The 15,282-nt window shown below is 70.1% G+C and carries 16 protein-coding genes; 10 read left to right on the top strand and 6 right to left on the bottom strand.

Annotated elements, in window-relative coordinates; genetic code table 11:
* Window positions 1-60 precede the first annotated feature (60 nt).
* Entirely contained in the window at window positions 61-642 is a 582-nt protein-coding gene (locus tag AB0B61_RS06030; protein WP_358428666.1) for an NADAR family protein, read from the bottom strand.
* 141 nt (window positions 643-783) lie between these two features.
* Between AB0B61_RS06030 and AB0B61_RS06025 the strand changes: the two genes are divergently transcribed.
* A complete protein-coding gene (locus AB0B61_RS06025) occupies window positions 784-1,497 on the top strand; it encodes a DUF433 domain-containing protein (protein WP_358428663.1) in 714 nt (237 codons plus the stop codon).
* Window positions 1,478-1,927, top strand: coding sequence for a hypothetical protein (locus AB0B61_RS06020; RefSeq protein ID WP_358428660.1), 450 nt, complete (start codon window positions 1,478-1,480; stop codon window positions 1,925-1,927). Before AB0B61_RS06025 ends, AB0B61_RS06020 begins: the two co-directional genes overlap by 20 nt.
* A gap of 154 nt (window positions 1,928-2,081) precedes the next feature.
* Here the strand turns inward: AB0B61_RS06020 and AB0B61_RS06015 are convergent, their stop codons facing one another.
* From AB0B61_RS06015 to AB0B61_RS06005, 3 genes are all read right to left on the bottom strand, one after another.
* Entirely contained in the window at window positions 2,082-3,287 is a 1,206-nt protein-coding gene (locus AB0B61_RS06015) for an amidohydrolase family protein (protein ID WP_358428657.1), read from the bottom strand.
* Between the two features lie 73 nt (window positions 3,288-3,360).
* On the bottom strand, window positions 3,361-4,512 hold the full coding sequence (locus AB0B61_RS06010) for an FAD-dependent monooxygenase (RefSeq protein WP_358428654.1): 1,152 nt from the start codon (window positions 4,510-4,512) through the stop codon (window positions 3,361-3,363).
* On the bottom strand, window positions 4,509-5,087 hold the full coding sequence (locus AB0B61_RS06005; protein WP_358428651.1) for a TetR family transcriptional regulator: 579 nt from the start codon (window positions 5,085-5,087) through the stop codon (window positions 4,509-4,511). Before AB0B61_RS06005 ends, AB0B61_RS06010 begins: the two co-directional genes overlap by 4 nt.
* Window positions 5,088-5,159: 72 nt before the next feature.
* Between AB0B61_RS06005 and AB0B61_RS06000 the strand changes: the two genes are divergently transcribed.
* The gene (locus AB0B61_RS06000) at window positions 5,160-5,762 is read left to right on the top strand and encodes an HD domain-containing protein (RefSeq protein WP_358428648.1); all 603 of its coding nucleotides are present in this window, start codon (window positions 5,160-5,162) and stop codon (window positions 5,760-5,762) included.
* A gap of 28 nt (window positions 5,763-5,790) precedes the next feature.
* On the opposite strand, the gene AB0B61_RS05995 is transcribed toward AB0B61_RS06000, so the two are convergent.
* Complete coding sequence (locus tag AB0B61_RS05995) at window positions 5,791-6,501, bottom strand: FCD domain-containing protein (RefSeq protein ID WP_358428645.1); 711 nt, start codon at window positions 6,499-6,501, stop codon at window positions 5,791-5,793.
* Between the two features lie 191 nt (window positions 6,502-6,692).
* Between AB0B61_RS05995 and AB0B61_RS05990 the strand changes: the two genes are divergently transcribed.
* The 7 genes from AB0B61_RS05990 (at window position 6,693) to AB0B61_RS05960 (ending at window position 14,327) form a co-directional block, all read left to right on the top strand.
* Window positions 6,693-8,300 carry an ABC transporter substrate-binding protein gene (locus tag AB0B61_RS05990; protein WP_358428642.1) on the top strand — a complete coding sequence of 536 codons (1,608 nt, stop codon included), beginning with the start codon at window positions 6,693-6,695 and terminating at the stop codon, window positions 8,298-8,300.
* A gap of 22 nt (window positions 8,301-8,322) precedes the next feature.
* Window positions 8,323-9,264, top strand: a complete 942-nt coding sequence (locus AB0B61_RS05985) for an ABC transporter permease (RefSeq protein WP_358428639.1) — start codon at window positions 8,323-8,325, stop codon at window positions 9,262-9,264.
* Complete coding sequence (locus tag AB0B61_RS05980) at window positions 9,264-11,198, top strand: dipeptide/oligopeptide/nickel ABC transporter permease/ATP-binding protein (RefSeq protein WP_358428636.1); 1,935 nt, start codon at window positions 9,264-9,266, stop codon at window positions 11,196-11,198. The genes AB0B61_RS05985 and AB0B61_RS05980 overlap by 1 nt, the downstream gene beginning before the upstream one ends.
* Complete coding sequence (locus tag AB0B61_RS05975) at window positions 11,191-12,180, top strand: ABC transporter ATP-binding protein (RefSeq protein ID WP_357643887.1); 990 nt, start codon at window positions 11,191-11,193, stop codon at window positions 12,178-12,180. Before AB0B61_RS05980 ends, AB0B61_RS05975 begins: the two co-directional genes overlap by 8 nt.
* Entirely contained in the window at window positions 12,177-13,082 is a 906-nt protein-coding gene (locus AB0B61_RS05970) for a dihydrodipicolinate synthase family protein (RefSeq protein WP_358428634.1), read from the top strand. Before AB0B61_RS05975 ends, AB0B61_RS05970 begins: the two co-directional genes overlap by 4 nt.
* Before the next feature lie 64 nt (window positions 13,083-13,146).
* On the top strand, window positions 13,147-13,833 hold the full coding sequence (locus AB0B61_RS05965; RefSeq protein WP_358428631.1) for a hemerythrin domain-containing protein: 687 nt from the start codon (window positions 13,147-13,149) through the stop codon (window positions 13,831-13,833).
* Window positions 13,830-14,327, top strand: coding sequence for a DUF4232 domain-containing protein (locus tag AB0B61_RS05960; RefSeq protein WP_358428628.1), 498 nt, complete (start codon window positions 13,830-13,832; stop codon window positions 14,325-14,327). The genes AB0B61_RS05965 and AB0B61_RS05960 overlap by 4 nt, the downstream gene beginning before the upstream one ends.
* Here the strand turns inward: AB0B61_RS05960 and AB0B61_RS05955 are convergent, their stop codons facing one another.
* Window positions 14,328-15,272 (bottom strand): sugar kinase, encoded by a 945-nt coding sequence (locus AB0B61_RS05955; RefSeq protein WP_358428625.1) that lies wholly within the window; start codon window positions 15,270-15,272, stop codon window positions 14,328-14,330.
* Window positions 15,273-15,282: the final 10 nt, after the last annotated feature.

Here is a 15,282-nt window from a genome sequence, read left to right as displayed (position 1 = left end):
GAGCGCGGTGACGGACGTCATGGCGCCGCGGATCTTCGAGGCTGGGGTGAGGTTCGGCGGTTAGGAAGCCGTGGCGAGTGCGTCCCGGACTGACATCAGGCCGAAACCGAGGAGGTTCAGGCCCTGCCAGGTCGCCGGGGAGGCGGCGCGCTCGTCGTCGGCGGTCAGGCCGATGCCCCAGATCCGGTCGCGGGGGCTGGCCTCGACCAGGACCCGGTTCCGGGTGCCGAGCAGGAAGTCGGCCAGGTCGGGGTGCTGGGCGAACTTGGCGAGGTTGCCGCGGACCACGATGTCGAAGCGGTGGGCGTTCCAGACGTCCTCCTCGAAGTCGCGCACGGCCCGGCCGAGTGTCTTGGCCTCGCCAGGATGTTCCGCGGCGAGGATCTCGGCGGCGGTCTGGTGGTCGTCGAACAGCCACGCCTTGTGGGCCATCATGTAGTGCTCGGCGGAGGCGAAGGTGTGGCCGTCCTCACTGAACGTGACCGGCCACCACTGAGACAGGCACCCGGAGCCGACGCCGCCGTCGCGGGCCGGGCGGTGGCCCCAGAAGAAGAGATAGCGCAGGACCTGACCCGCCTGCTCGGCGGCGATCGCCTCAGCCACTGTCTGGGGAAGCGCGGTGCGGGGGAGTTCGTCGGACACGCCCACACCGTGCCACAGTCCTGCTCGGGCCCGCCAGCCGCCGAGCAGTTGGACATGGTGGTCGCCGTCTCCCTTGGAGCGTCTGAAAAACCCGGGAAGATCGTGATCTGTTGACCGGGCTTTACCGCATGGATCGAGGGGATGTTTGCGATGATGACCCGGACGGGCGAGCTCTCGATCGGAACAAGGGAGGTGAAGCTGATGTCCTACAGCCCCAAGCTCGCGGCGGCGTTGTCGGGTGCCACGCTTCGCCAGCTTGTGCACTGGCGTAAGGCCAGCGTTGGTCGTGGAGCTGTACTCGTCCCGGAAATCTCCGAAACCCGGCCGATTCTCTACTCCTTTCGCGACGTGGTGGCGTTGCGGACCTGCGTGAAGCTGCGTAACGACGCCTCGCTACAGAAGATCCGGCGGGCTCTGGACACACTCCGTGCCGATCTGCAGGAGCGTGAGCACTTGTCGGCCTACCAGTTGGTTGCCGATGGCTCGACCATCTATCTCGTCGAACCAGGTCAGGCGACTGATCTGGTGCATCGCACGGCGAATGTCGTCATACACGAACTCGTCGACGTGTTGCGGCCGTTCTACCGCGATGGCCGCCACATCCCGGATCTCCTTCAACCACGTGATCACGTCACCGTGGATCCTGCCGTCAGGGGCGGAATACCAGTGATCGAAGGCACTCGCGTGCCCTATGACGAGGTCGCCGCATTGCTGCGGGACGGCGTTCCAGCCGAGCGGATCTCCGATTACTTTCCGAGTGTGACCGCCTCAGCGGCGCTCGACGCAGTCGACTTCGCCGACTACGTCGACAGTTATGAACCCCTCGGGGAAGCGCGTGCGACTGCTGCTGGATGAGAATGTCCCCAAGCCCCTCCACGAGGTTCTCGGCGCGTTCATTCTGAACCATGAGATCACTCATCTGCTCGATCTTGAGGGTTGGTCGGGAACACGTGATGAGAGTCTCTACCCGCGGGCGGCTGCCGAGGGGTTCGATGTGGTCGTGACCAACGACGGTCGGCAGATGCAGCGTCCACGAGAGGTGGCGGCCATCGCCGCTTCCAAGCTGCATCGGATCGAGTACCCACACAAGCACCCCGGACTGGTCGGGATGGGTATTGCGATCGCGACGGTCACCGCTGGACTTCCCGGTGCGCTGGCCTTGTTGGCGGAAAGTGATGGCCAGCGGTTGATCACTTTCCGTGGGGTCGACCCGACGGCGGCAAGCCGCTTGCTTCTGGTCGACCCAGTGATTTCCCCGCCAAAGTTCTGGCCTACGGGCGGGTAGCGGACACCGTCTCTTTGGTCGCGCCGACGCGGGTGGCGTAGTGGACGGCTACCCGCGCGCTGTCGGCGGCCAGGCGCTGGGCGATGGCGCGGCCCATGCCTCGCTTCGACGGCCTAGAGCCCCTGATCCCTGACCGCGCGAAGTGGCCGGGCGGTCAGGCCGGGGTTTGGGGCTGCCGTACGCCGCGACGCCACACGTCGGCGATGGCGCGTGTGGCGGTGATGTCCCGGGTCGGGTCGCCGTCGACGAGCAGCAGGTCGGCGCGGAGGCCCGGGGCGATTCTGCCGCGGTCGGTGAGCCCGAAGCAGCGGGCAGGGACGCTGGTGGCCGCCGCGAGCGCCTGCTCGGCCGTTAGTCCGGCCCTGGTGAGCGTCAGCAGCTCGTGGTGCAGGCCGGCGCCGTGCGGCGGGCCGAAGGGCGTGGAGTCGGTGCCCGCCAGCAGGGGGACACCGGCCCGGAAGAGGGCAAGGGCGGCGTGCGAGGCGTTGGTCGCGCCTGCGGAAGGCAGGGGAATGTCGCTGAACTCCCGGTTCAAGGTGGCCTTCGAGCGCTCCGACATCCGGGACGCGACACGCTCGTCCCGCAGGAGCTCCGTGCCGCCGGGGTCGCCGGTGACGGCTTCGATGTAGGTGATCGTGCTGATCGTGAACGCGTCGTACGCGGCGATCCGGGCGGCGACCTCCTCGACCAGGGAAGGATCGGTGTCGGAGAAGAGGTGCGCCAGCCCGTCGACGCCCGCGTCCAGGGCGATGATCGCCTCCCGCGCGGTGACCGTGTGCGCGATGGCCTTGAGCCCGGCGGCGTGCGCGGCCTCGACCAGGACCGCGGCGAGCTCCGGGCTGAGCACGGGCAGGCGCATGCCGCCCGAGGTGCCGTCGTCGACCGCGATCTTCAGGTAGTCGGCGCCCTCCGCCAGCCGGGCCTCCACGAACGCCTTGGCCTGGCCGGAGTCGGCGACCGTGTCGATCGTGGCGTCCGTGCCCAGGGCCTTCAGTACGTCGGGCGTCATGATCTGGGTCGGATGCCCGCCGGGTGCGGTGGCGATGACGCTGGAGCTGCGCAGGTCGGCGACGTCATCGCGCTCGGCGGCCTGCCGGCGCTGGGCGGCCAGGAGAGGTGGCAGGTTGTTCAGGTCGAGCTCGGTGGTGACGCCGAACCGCAGCGCCTCGGCGAGGTCGCCCTCGAAGACGTGCGCGTGCGCGTCGATCAGACCGGGGAGCAGAGTCTTCCCGGCGCCGTCGAGCACGACGTCTACGGGGCCACCCGCCTCGCCGATGCGGTCGCCGTCGATCAGGACGTCGGCGCCGGAGAGGGTCCGCTCGCCGTCGAACACACGGACGTTGTTGATGAGAGTACGCATGGTTCCTCCGAAAATCAGATTTGATGTCGAACTATCTTGATGGATGATAGTAAGACGTCAAACTATCCGATGTCTAGGAGATGATGGCGCTCGGTTTCCCCGCCACCGCTGCCATCACATAGCGGTCGAGAAGCGGCAGGCGGGCCAGGTGGAGGGCGGCTCGGCGGGCCAGCAGCTGCCAGCGTGCCTCCGGTACGAACCAGCGGACGCCCTTGCGTCCCACCGCCTGCTTGTCCGCCACCACCGGGCGCAGCACCCGCTCGTACTCGGCCAGGGCGGCGTCGATCGACGGCGCCGTCGAGAGGCGGTCGGCCAGGACGTAGGCGCCCGCGATCGCGAGCGAGGCGCCCTGACCGGCCACCACCGACACCGCCTGGCAGGCGTCGCCGATGAGCGTCACCCGGTCGCGGCTCCACCGGGGCAGCTCCACCTGGGCGACCTGGTCGTAGTACATCCGCGCTGCGGGCGGGCAGGCGGCCAGGGCGCGAGGGGCGAGCCAGCCCAGTGACGCGTACTCCTGGCGGACTCGCTCGCGGGGGTCGGCGGGCAGGGTGCGGTCGTCCGTGCGGTGGACGGCGACCTGGTCGGCGCGCAGGGCGTAGAAGCCGAGTTGCCTGGTCATCGTGTCGGTCAGGGTCAACTGCCCGGCCACCTCGGCCCGGACCTCCGGGTCCGTGAAGATCCACGCGGCCGTGTGGAAGCCGAGGTGGCGCAGGAAGTCGCGCTCCTCGCCGAACACCAGGCCGCGGACCGTCGAGTGGATGCCGTCGGCGCCCACCAGGAGGTCGGCCTCCAGCGTGGCGCCGTCGACGCTCACCCGGACGCCGTCCGGATGGTTCTCGACGCCGGTGAGCGCAGCGCCGTAGCGGAGGTCGACGCGGTCGGAGAGGTGTTCGCGCAGGGATCGTTCGAGGTCGGGACGCATGATGCTGATCAGGCGGCCGTCCACGACCTTGGCGAACTGGTCGAAGTCGAGTCCGGCGCGGCGGCGGCCCTCCTCGTCGCGGTACGTCATCTCCGTGACCGTGTAGCCCACCTCCTGGAGGCGAGGCAGTACGCCCATCGCCTCCGCGGCGTCGAAGCCTGGGCCGAAGAAGTCGATCATGTAGCCCTGGGTGCGGGGGCCTGGGGACCGCTCCAGCACCACCACGTCCCAGCCGATGGCGTCGAGGCGCTGGGCCAGGGCCAGCCCGCCGATGCCGGCACCGCAGATCACGGCCTTCATGTGAGTGCCCTTCCGTCGAGAAGTCGTCTGAGTACGGGGGCGACGGCCGGGGCGGTCAGGCCGGGAGTGAAGGCCCGGTGCAGCATGAGGCCGTCGATGGCGGCGGCCACCACCGCCGCCGTCTGGTCCGGCGCCGCCACGCCCTGGGCGGCCAGCCGCCGGGACAGCCGGTCGCGGAAGGCGGTGACCACCTCGGCCAGCGACCGGCGCAGTGTCTCGTCGCGGGTGGCCGCCAAGTACGTCTCGGCGAACAGCAGCGACATGGGGTCGCGGCCGTCGTGCTCGTCCAGCGCGGCGAGCATGAGGTCCAGCGCCTCCTCCGCCGTGCCGGCCTGCTCCAGCAGCGGGCCCAGCCCTTCGACCAGGCCCCGCATCGTGCCGATGGCGGCCTCCGTGAGCAGGGCGTGCACCGAGGAGAAGTGGTAGTGCACCAGTCCGGGCGTCACTCCGGCGCGCTCGGCCAGCACTCGCGTGCTCACCGCCGACCAGCCGCGCTCGGCGATCAGCTCCGCGGCCACGCGCAGCAGCCGCCCGCGCACCTCACGGCCCTGGTCCGCCGCCTTGGGTCCGGGCATGGGCTTCCTCTCCTTGGACGTACGCCCTGGGCGATCGACCAAGGCGTTTGGCCAAAGGGTAGCATCCGAGGTGTGACTGAGATCTTCACGAGCTGGAAAACCTGGCGGGACGCCGAGAAACCGCTGGCCGCGGCGCTGCCGGGGGAGACTGTCGCGGTGCTGGAGGAGGCCGTGGCCTTCGCCGAACTGCGGCACGGGGATCAGTTGCGGCCGACCGGCGTGCCCTACTTGGAGCATCTGCTGGAGGCGCTGGAGATCGCGGTGAGAGGGGCGCAGGTGCGCGACCCGGACGTGCTGGTGGCGATCGTGCTGCACGACGTGGTCGAGGACACCCCGTGCACGCGCGCGGACATCGCCGAGCGGTTCGGAGCGCACGTCGCCGAGCTGGTCGCATGGGTGACCAAGCCCAGCGTGCCCGCCCCGCAGGACAAGCCGGCGGTGAAGGCGGCCTACCTGCGGGGGCTGGCGGAAGCGCCGCCGCAGGCCGTGCTGGTCAAGCTGGCCGACCGGGTGAGCAACGTACAGGAGCTGCACCGGGTGCCGATGGACTTCCAGCGGCGATACCACCGGGAGACGGTGGAGCACATCGTGCCGCTGGCGGCGACGTCACCGTGGTTCGCCCGCTGGTTCGCCGACTGGCGGGAGGACTGGCGGGCCTTCGAATCCCCCGAGTAGACCCCAAGTAGGCCCCAGGTAGACCCCGTCAGCGGGTGTGCAGGCGGGCCAACCGGTTGCGGACGCCGTCGAAGTGGGCGAAGACCGCCGCCACCGCCGCCACCTTGTCCCCGGCCTGCACCGCCGCGTAGATGTCGCGGTGCCGCTTGGCCACATCAGCCGGGGGCTCGTCGGGCGTGCCGAGGCGGTCGCGCAGCTGGTGGTAGACGTCCCAGAACGCCCCGAGCAGCTGGCTGACCAGGGGGTTGCCGAGCGGGCGGTAGAGCAGGTCGTGGAAGAGCCGGTCCGTCTCCGGTGACACGTCGCCGACCAGCGCCTCGCTCTCCATACGGGCCATCACGTCGGCCACCGGCGTCAGGTCGGCCTCGGGGCCCAGGTCGATGAGCCGCTGGACCAGGCCGGCCTCCAGGATCTCGCGGATCTCGGTGAGGTGGGTGAGGTGGCTCTTGCCGTCCTGGAGCGTGATGCGGCTGTGGAAGGCCAGCTCGTCGACCAGTCCGGCCAGCGACATCCGGCCCACGAACATGCCGAAGCCGTGGCGGATGTCGACGATCCCGACGGCCTGGAGCGCCTTGAGCGCCTCCCGGACGGAGTTGCGACTGACCTGGAGCTCTTCCATGAGCTCGGTTTCGGTGGGGAGGGGATCACCCGCCACGAGCCCGCGCCGGAGGATGAGCTCTTTGACGCCCTCCTGGGCCTCGACGGCACGGCTGGGCCGCGGGCGCGGGACAGTGGTCATGAAAAATCCCTTCGTCGTAAGCGCTTAGGTAACATTCCGGAAATCTCCTGTTGACCTCAACCGGGTCCGGCCCATAGCGTCCACCCTACGCACAACATAGGACATGGGATGTCCCACGTTCTACATTAGGACCGTAAGCGAAGCGGCCTAATGCGGATCGCAGGATCTGCACCAACCCCCAGGAGGCATCCGTGAGCTCTGAGTTCAGCCGCCGTGATTTCCTGCGCTACAGCGGGGCCACGGGTGCGGCGGCGTTCATCGCCACCACCCTCTCCGCCTGCTCGGGTGGCCCGGCCTCGACCGGTTCGGTCGGCGCCGGATCCAACAAGGACCTGCTCACCGCCGTCATCGGCTATGGCAACGACCAGAGCTGGGATCCGACGCAGACGGCCTCGGCCTTCGCGATGGCCGGCATCCAGCACGTCTATGAGGGCCTGATCGACACCGATCCGATCACCCGTGAGCCGCATCCGGCCCTGGCGACCGCGCTGCCCTCGGACCTGAACGCCACCTCGTGGAAGTTCACCCTCCGCGACGGCGCGAAGTGGCACGACGGCCAGCCGGTGACCGCCGACGACGTGGTCTTCACCTTCCAGCGCATCCTCGACCCGGCAGCCAACGTGCTGACCGGCAACTTCTTCAAGTCCTGGCTCCAGGAAGTGAAGAAGATCGATGACAAGAACGTCGAGCTGGTCTTCAAGTTCGCCTTCCCCGACGCGGCGCCCAGGCTGACCATCGCCAAGATCATGCCCAAGCACGTCTTCAGCCAGCCGGGCGCCTGGGACCAGGCCAAGACCGGCAAGGCCGTCGGCTCGGGGCCGTACAAGCAGACCGCGCACAACCCCAAGAGCAACACCACCTTCGAGGCGTTCGCCGACTACAACGGGCCGCGCCCGGCGACCGTCAAGAAGATGAACTGGCTGACGATCGTGGACGCGGCGGCCCGCGTCGCGAAGATCTCCGGCGGCTCGGCCGAGGCGCAGATCGCCGACAACATCCCGTACGCCAACGTCGAGCAGCTCAAGCAGCAGGGGCTGAGCGTCGAGGGCGGCGCGGGGATGAACCACATGTTCCTGATGTTCAACACCGGGACCAAGCCGTTCGACGACGTCCGCGTACGCCAGGCGCTGCACTACGCCATCGACAAGAAGAAGCTGATCGACGTGGCCCTCAAGGGGCACGGCACCGCCTCCAGCTCCTTCCTCAACGAGGGCCACCCCGACCACAAGCGGGCCTCGGTCGTCTACGACTACGACCAGGAGAAGGCCAAGGCGCTGCTCAAAGAGGCGGGCGTGACCAACCTGACGGTCAACCTGATGGCCGTCAACGTGAGCTGGATCGCCGACTGCCTGCCGACCATCGCCGCCTCCTGGGAGGCGATCGGCGTCAAGACGACGCTGGAGCCGCAGGACACGGCCGCGCTGTTCGCCAAGATGGACCAGTTCCAGGACTACCAGGTGGTCGCGGCGGCCTCGAACCCCAACCAGTTCGGCATGGACGCCGACCTGATCATGCGCTACAACTTCGTGGCCGGCGGCCTGTGGATGAAGTACAGCCACTGGGGCGACAGCAAGGACGCCAAGACCCTGTTCGCCCAGATGGACGAGGCCACCAAAGAGCCCGACAAGGCGGCCAAGACCGCGAAGGTCCAGAAATATCTGGATCTCATCGCCGAGCAGGCGGTCCTCTACCCCGTCGTCCACACCGAGTTGATGACCGCCTGGGACCCGAAGAAGCTGACCGGGATCCGCGCGCAGGCATACCCGGGCATCAACGTCCTCCAGGCCAAGCGCACCTGAGCCCATGGCCTTCATCGTCAGAATGCTTCTCCGGCGGATCCTCGTCCTGGTCCCGCTGGTGCTCGGGGTCGCCGCGTTCGTGTTCATCGTGATGCGCTTCTCCAACAGCAAGCCGGAGTACGCCTACTTCCAGGGCGCGAACCCGACCCCCGAGCAGATCCACCAGTTCCAGGTCGAGAACGGCCTGCTCGACCCGCTGCCGCTGCGCTACCTGCGCTTCGTCGGCGACCTGGTCCGCGGCGACCTGGGCACCAGCGTGCTCACCAAGAAGCCGGTGCTCGAATCGGTCACGACCGCGCTGCCGCTGACGCTCCAGCTCACGCTGCTCGGCCTGCTCGTCGCGGTCGTGCTGGCGCTGATCTTCGGCGTCACCGGGGCGCTGTTCCGCGACCGCTGGCCCGACCAGGTGATCCGTGTCGTGTCCCTGGTCGGGGTGGCGGCCCCGGCCTTCTGGCTGGCGCTGCTGATGATCCAGTGGCTCGCGGTGGGGGAGGGGCTGTTCCCGACCGGCGGCTACATCAACCCCGCCGACTCCACGAGTGGCTGGCTGCGCTCGATGACGCTGCCCGCGCTGTCGCTGTCGCTGCCGGTCGCGGCCCAGCTCACCAGGATCATCCGCACCTCGATGGTGGAGGAGCTCGACCGTGACTACGTACGCACCGCGATCGGCAGCGGGCTGCCGCCGATCGTGGTGGTGGGCCGCAACGTGCTGCGCAACGCGCTGATCAACCCGCTGACCGTGCTCGGCCTGCGCATCGGCTACCTGATCGGCGGCGCGGTGGTCATCGAGCAGATCTACGGCCTGCCGGGCATGGGCCAGCTCATGATCAACGCGGTCCGCGACGGCGACCCCGCGGTCGTGCAGGGCGTCGTGCTGACCGTCGCGGTCGGCTTCATGGTCGTCAACCTGCTGGTCGACGTCCTGTACCTGCTGGTCAACCCCAGGCTCAGGAGCGCCACCTGATGAGACGTGGACTGACCGAACGCCTCGCCAAGCCGGGCCTCGTCTTCAGACGGCTCCGGCCGATGTCGTGGATCGCCGTGGGCGTCGTCGCCCTGATCGTGCTGGCCGCGCTGCTCGCGCCGGTGATCGCGCCGCACTCGCCGTACTTCCAGGAGGTCGCCGGCGGCGGCCCGTCCGCGAGTCACTGGATGGGACTGGACAGCGCCAACCGCGACATCCTGTCCAGGCTCCTGTACGGCGCGCGCTGGTCGCTGCTCATCGGCCTCGGCGCGACCGTCCTGGCCCTGGTCGTGGGGGCCGCCATCGGCGCCGCCGCGGCCACCTCCCGCCGGGCCGTCGACGAGACGGTCATGCGCTGCCTCGACGTGATCATGGCCTTTCCCGGCATCGCGCTGGCCGCGGTGCTGGTGGCGGTGTTCGGCGGCAGCATCCCGGTGCTGGTGATGGCGATGGCCTTCCTCTACATGCCCTCGGTGGCGCGCGTCGTACGGGCCAACGTGATCGCCCAGTACGGCGAGGACTACGTCGCGGCCGAGCGGATCATCGGCGCCCGGACCCCGCACATCCTGATCCGGCACATCGCCATCAACTGCGCCGCGCCGGTGCTGGTGTTCTGCACGGTGATGGTGGCCGACGTGATCGTGTTCGAGGCGTCGCTGTCGTTCATCGGCGCCGGAGTACGGCCGCCGAACCCCTCGTGGGGCAGCGTCATCGCCGACGGCAGGAACATGGTGCTGCTCGGCGGCTGGTGGGCCACGGTCTTCCCCGGCCTGCTCATCCTGATCACCGTGCTGGCCCTGAACATCCTGTCCGAGGGCATCTCCGACGCCTGGGCCGCGCCCGCCACCCGCAAGGCCGCCATCAAGAAGGACGACGCGTTCGAGGCGGCCCGGCCGGGCTCCGGCGAGGTCGTCGAGCTGCCGGGACTGGCCGAGGCAGCCCGCAGGCTGGCCGAACGGGCCCGACCCCTGCCCACGGGCCCGCCGATCCTCGCGGTGGAGCGGCTGCGCATCGGCTTCGCCGAGGGCGTGGACATCGTCGACGGCATCGCCTTCGAGGTACGGCCGGGCGAGGTGCTCGGTCTGGTCGGCGAGTCCGGCTGCGGCAAGTCGCTGACCGCGCTGACCATCATGGGCCTGCAACCCCGCGACGCCCGCGTCAGCGGCCACGTACGCTTCGACCAGCAAGAACTCCTCTCGCTGCCACGCCGCGCCCGCCGCCGCCTGCTCGGTCACGAGATGGCGATGATCTACCAGGACGCGCTGTCGTCGCTGAACCCGGCCATGACCATCAAGGCCCAGCTCAAGCAGGTCACCCGCCGTGGTGGCCGCCGGACACCGGCCGAACTGCTCGAACTGGTCGGCCTGGACGCCCGCCGTACCCTGTCCTCCTACCCGCACGAGCTGTCCGGCGGGCAGCGGCAGCGGGTGCTGATCGCGATGGCGCTGTCACGCGAGCCCAAGCTGATCGTCGCCGACGAGCCCACCACCGCGCTCGACGTGACCGTCCAGGCGCAGGTCATCGAGCTGCTGCTGGAACTGCGCGCGGAGCTCGGGTTCGCGCTGATCCTCGTCTCGCACGACCTCGCGCTGATCGCCGACGTCACCGACCGCGTGGTCGTCATGTACGGCGGGCAGATCGTGGAGACCGGCGCCACGGCGACGCTGGTCGGCGCCCCCGCCCACCACTACGCGCGCGGGCTGCTCGGCTCGGTGCTGTCGCTGGAGTCGGGGGCCGAGCGGCTGACGCAGATCCCCGGCGTGGTGCCCGCGGCGGCGGACTTCCCGGCCGGCTGCCGCTTCGCCGACCGGTGCCCGATGGCCACGGACGTGTGCCGTACCGACGCTCCGGCGCTGGAAGGGGACACCCAGCGGCACGCCGTGGCGTGTCACCATCCCGCTGTCGTCCTCGTGGGGAGTGATCAGCATGCTTGACCTCAAGGACGTGCACGTCGTGCACAAGGCCCGCTCGGGCGGGGTGTTCTCACGGGACCGCGTCTACGCGCTGACCGAGGCGAACCTCTCGGTCAGCCCCGGCGAGACGGTCGGCGTCGTGGGGGAGTCGGGCTGCGGCAAGTCCACGCTGGCCAAGGTGCTGGTCGGCCTGCAACGGCCGACCTCGGGCACCGTGACCTTCCGGGGCAAGGACCTGTGGGCGCTCAAGGAGACGGAGCGGCGCGGGCTGATCGGATCCAGCGTCGGGATGATATTTCAGGACCCGTCCACGGCGCTCAACCGGCGGCTGCCCGTCAGCAAGGTGCTGCGCGACCCGCTCAACGTGCACGGGCGCGGCACCCCGGCCGAGCGGGACGCCCGGGTCCGCGAGCTCCTCGACCTCGTCGGCCTGCCCGCCGGCGCCGCCGACCTGCTGCCCGGCCAGCTGTCCGGCGGGCAGCGGCAGCGCGTGGCCATCGCCAGGGCGCTGGCCCTCGAACCCGACCTGCTCATCGCCGACGAGCCGACCAGCGCCCTTGACGTGTCCGTACGGGCGCAGATACTCAACCTGCTGCTCGATCTGAAGGAGCGGCTCGGGCTGGCGCTGGTGTTCGTCTCGCACGACATCCAGACGGTCCGGCGGATGAGCGACCGGGTGGTGACCATGTACCTGGGCAGGATCGTCGAGCAGACGCCCGCGCACGCCGTACCCCTGAACGCCCGGCATCCCTACACGCGGGCGCTGTTCTCCGCCACGCCGGGACTGATCTCCCCGATCAACCCGATCCCGCTGGTCGGCGTCGTTCCCTCGGCCACCAGGCCGCCGAGCGGCTGCCCGTTCCGCACCCGATGCTGGCGGGCGGACGAGGAGTGCGGCGCGGCCTGGCCCGCGGCGCGGACCGACGCCGACCACCTCTTCCACTGCTACCACCCGGTGGCGCCGGGAGCGACCGACCTCGAACTGATCCAGGAGCACGCATGACATTGACCGGTGTGATCCCTCCGGTGTGCACCCCGATGACCGCTGACGGCCAGGTGGACGCCGCGTCGCTGATCCGGCTGGTGGACCACCTGCTCGACGGCGGGGTGGACGGGCTGTTCGTGCTCGGGTCGTCGTCGGAGGTGGCCTACCTGCCCGACGCCCAGCGCCGGGTGGTGCTCGACACCGTGGTCGGTCATGTGGGCGGACGGGTGCCGGTGCTGGCGGGGGTGATCGACATGACGACGCCGCGGGTGCTCGAACACGTGCGTGTCGCGGTCGAGGCCGGGGTGTCGGGGCTGGTGGCGACGGCGCCGTTCTACACGCGCACCCATCCCACCGAGATACAGACCCATTTCCGGACCATCAGCGCTGAGAGCGGATTGCCGGTCTACGCCTATGACCTGCCGGTCGCCGTGCACACCAAGCTGACCGCCGAGCTGCTGCTGGGACTGGCCGCCGAGGGGGTGCTGGCCGGGGTCAAGGATTCGAGCGGGGACGACGGCGGCCTGCGGCAGGTGATCCTGGGCCGCGAGGCGCCGTTCCGCGTGCTGACCGGCTCCGAGGTGACGGTCGACTCCGCCCTGTGGATGGGCGCCGACGGGGTGGTGCCCGGCTTGGGCAATGTGGATCCCCACGGGTACGTCCGGCTCTACCAGGCGGCCCGGCGGGGCGACTGGGAGGCGGCCCGGCTGGAGCAGGAGCGGCTGGTGCGGCTGTTCGAGATCGTCACGGTCGGCGGCGGCCGGATGGGCGGCAGCTCGTCGGGGCTCGGCGCCTTCAAGGCCGCGCTGCACCTGCGCGGCGTCATCGACCACCCGGCCACCGCGCTGCCGCAGGTCCCGCTGAACGACGAGGAGACCGGCCGCATCGGCAAGCACCTGGCCGCGGCGGGCCTGTTGTAACAGCAGGGCCACGCTTGGATCAGTGGGCAATCGGATGGCAATCGCTGTCCCGCATCCTGTCCTGGTGACTACTGACAATGCCCCTGCCATCTGGGAGATGGTGGTCGTCCACCGCGTGTTCCGGCGCGAGCTCAGGCTGGCCCCCGAGCTGGTCCGGCAGGTGGCCCCCGGTGACACCGAGCGGGCCGCCACGCTGGCCGCCTACCTGGGCGAGCTGCTGACCGGCCTGCACCACCACCACGAGGCCGAGGACAAGCTGCTCTGGCCGGTGCTCCTCCGCCGCGTACAGCTGGAGAGCGCCCTCATCCGCACGATGGAGGAGCAGCACGAGCGCGTCGCCGACCACATCTCCTCGCTGGAGGAACTGCTGCCCGCCTGGCGGGCCGAGGCCGACGCCGACCGGAGAGACCGGCTCGCCGACACGCTGACGCTGCTGCACGACGAGCTGCTCGTCCACCTCGACCAGGAGGAGGAGCGCATCCTGCCGCTTGTCGCCGCGCACCTGACCAAGGCCGAATGGGACACGCTCTCGGAGTACGCCCGCGCCCAGCTGCCCAAGGACCGGCTGCTGATCAACCTTGGCGCGCTGCTGGAGGACGCCACTCCGTGGGAGCGCGAGGCCTTTCTCCGCCTGATGCCGATGGCCGCCCGCGTGCTGTGGAGACTGGTCGGTCAGCGGCAATACCGGCGCGAATGCCAGAAAATCCGGCTTAGAACTTTTGGTGTGTTGCACGCGTCCAAAAATGCATGAAGACCTTCAGGATCGCCGCACTCGTGGGCGGGCTGCTGCTGCTCGGCGGCGCCGCGCCCGCGCTGGCGCAGGAGAGCGCGCGGCCGGCCGCGGCCCCGCAGCGCTGCGCCACGACCCAGCTCCAGGTGCGCCTGGGCCGGGTGGACGCCGGCGCGGGCAACCGCTACGCGCCGCTGGTGTTCACCAACCGGTCGCGCGCCACGTGCACCCTGCGCGGCTATCCCGGTCTGGTGATGCTCGACGCGCGGGGTGACGCCCTGCGTACCCGGGTCCGCCGGACGCCGGGGGCGCAGCCGAAGGTGACGCTCAAGCCAGGTGGCAGCGCCCGCGCCGTCCTCCACTGGACCGTCGTGGAGAGCGGCGGCGAGACGGCCTGCCCCGGCGCGAAGCGGCTGCTGGTCATCGCGCCGGACGATCGGACGTACACGGCCATCGCCTTCGGCGCCGACCGCGTGTGCGACCAGGGACGGCTCGACGTCGCCGCGATCAAGTGATCAGCGGCTGACCCCGTCCGCGGGTCGCTGGAGCAGGTGCAGGTCGGCCCGGCTGGGCAGGCTCTCCCAGTCGCCCTGCGAGGTCACCGCGAAGGCCCCGGCCGCGCACGCCGTGCGCAGCCGCTGGTCGGCGTCCGCGCCGGCCAGCCAGTCGGCCAGCCACCCGGCCGCGAAGGCGTCCCCGGCGCCGACCGGGTCCACCTCCGTCACCCGGAACGGCTGAGCCTGCCGTACGGTGCCGCCCGAGAACTCCAGGGCCCCCTCGGCACCCGACTTCACCAGCACATGGGCGGGGCCGAGCGCGGCGAGCGCCTTGGCCAGGTCGGCGCCCCCTTCGACGTCGGTGACCAGCCGGCCTTCCGCCTCGGTCGCGAACAGCACGTCCACCTCGCCGATCGTCTCGCGCAGCCAGGCGCCGGCCTCCTCGCCCGTCCACAACGCCCGGCGGTAGTTGATGTCCAGCGACACGAACACCCCGGCGGCGCGGGCTACGGCGATCGCCTGCCGTACGGTCTCGCGGGCGGACGCCGACAGAGCCGGGGTGATCGCGGAGACGTGCAGCACCCGGGCGGCCTCGATGAGCGCGGGATCGACGTCTTCGGGCGTGATCCGGGACGCGGCGCTCCTCGCCCGGTAGTAGCGGACGTCGACGAGGTCGGCCGTCCGCCGGCCCTTGATCATCAGGCCGGTCGGCGCCTCCGGATCCGTGACGGTCCGTACGTCGACGCCCTCGCCCTGGAGCGTGAAGCGGATCAGCTCGCCGAACTCGTCGGCCCCGACCCGGCTGATCCAGGTGGCGCTGTGACCCAGGCGGCTGACACCGATGGCCACGTTCGACTCGGCGCCGCCGACACCCAGGTCGAAGTCGCGGGCGAAGCGCAGCGGACCGGTGCGCCGGGCCGAGAACAGCGCCATGGTCTCACCGAAGGTCACCAGATCGGTCATCGAGTCGAGC

The organism is Nonomuraea sp. NPDC049158, assembly GCF_040648335.1.
GTDB lineage: Bacteria > Actinomycetota > Actinomycetes > Streptosporangiales > Streptosporangiaceae > Nonomuraea.
Note: the sequence above shows the minus strand (reverse complement) of the source record. Positions and strands in the feature narration are given on the sequence as shown.